This window comes from Psychrobacter sp. TB55-MNA-CIBAN-0194 (assembly GCF_040309505.1).
GTDB lineage: Bacteria > Pseudomonadota > Gammaproteobacteria > Pseudomonadales > Moraxellaceae > Psychrobacter > Psychrobacter fozii.
The window spans coordinates 1-1202 of sequence record NZ_JBEOOW010000026.1 but is presented as its reverse complement, the minus strand read 5'-3'; the positions used below and the strand labels follow the sequence as shown (position 1 = coordinate 1202).

Here is a 1202-nt window from a genome sequence, read left to right as displayed (position 1 = left end):
CCAAAAAAAGAGGAAATACCCATGGCAAAGGCCAAGTTTGAACGTCTAAAACCGCATGTCAACGTTGGTACCATCGGACACGTTGACCACGGTAAAACAACCCTAACAGCTGCTATCGCAACTGTAGCTGCAATCACTTCAGGTGGCGAAGCCAAAGACTACGCGTCTATTGACTCAGCCCCAGAAGAAAAAGCACGTGGTATCACCATCAACACCTCACACGTAGAATATGACACAGATGCACGTCACTATGCTCACGTAGATTGCCCAGGTCACGCCGATTATGTTAAAAACATGATCACTGGTGCTGCCCAGATGGACGGCGCAATCCTAGTAGTATCTGCAACTGACGGCCCTATGCCACAAACACGTGAGCACATCTTGCTTTCACGTCAGGTTGGCGTACCGTACATCATCGTATTCATGAACAAATGTGATGTTGTTGATGACGAAGAATTGCTAGAACTAGTAGAAATGGAAGTACGTGAATTACTTTCTGACTACGACTTCCCAGGTGATGACACTCCAATCATCCATGGTTCAGCTACTGAAGCCCTAAAAGGCTCACAAGAAAAATATGGCCAACCAGCTGTCGTAGAACTATTGAAAGTTCTAGACACCTACATCCCAGAGCCAGAGCGTGACGTTGACAAAGCATTCCTAATGCCAATCGAAGACGTATTCTCAATCTCAGGTCGTGGTACTGTTGTAACTGGCCGTGTTGAATCTGGTATCGTACGCGTTGGCGACGAAATCGAAATCGTTGGTATCCGTGACACTCAAAAAACCACCTGTACTGGTGTAGAGATGTTCCGTAAACTGCTTGACGAAGGTCGTGCAGGCGAAAACTGTGGCGTACTACTACGTGGTACTAAGCGTGAAGACGTACAACGTGGCCAAGTACTTGCTAAGCCAGGTTCAATCACTCCTCACACCAAGTTTGACGCTGAAGTATATGTGTTGAGCAAAGAAGAGGGTGGTCGTCACACACCATTCCTAAACGGCTATCGTCCACAGTTCTACTTCCGTACTACTGACGTAACTGGCGCAATCCAATTACAAGACGGTACTGAAATGGTAATGCCTGGTGATAACGTTGAGATGGGCGTAGAGCTTATCCACCCAATCGCTATGGACAAAGGTCTTCGCTTCGCTATTCGTGAAGGCGGCCGTACTGTAGGTGCTGGTGTTGTTGCTAACGT

The 1202-nt window shown here is 47.3% G+C and carries 1 protein-coding gene; it reads left to right on the top strand.

Going from position 1 to position 1202, the window contains the following annotated elements; genetic code table 11:
- Window positions 1-21: 21 nt before the first annotated feature.
- The coding region (gene tuf, locus AAEY75_RS14085; RefSeq protein ID WP_194198354.1) for an elongation factor Tu at window positions 22-1202 on the top strand (1181 nt) is incomplete at its 3' end.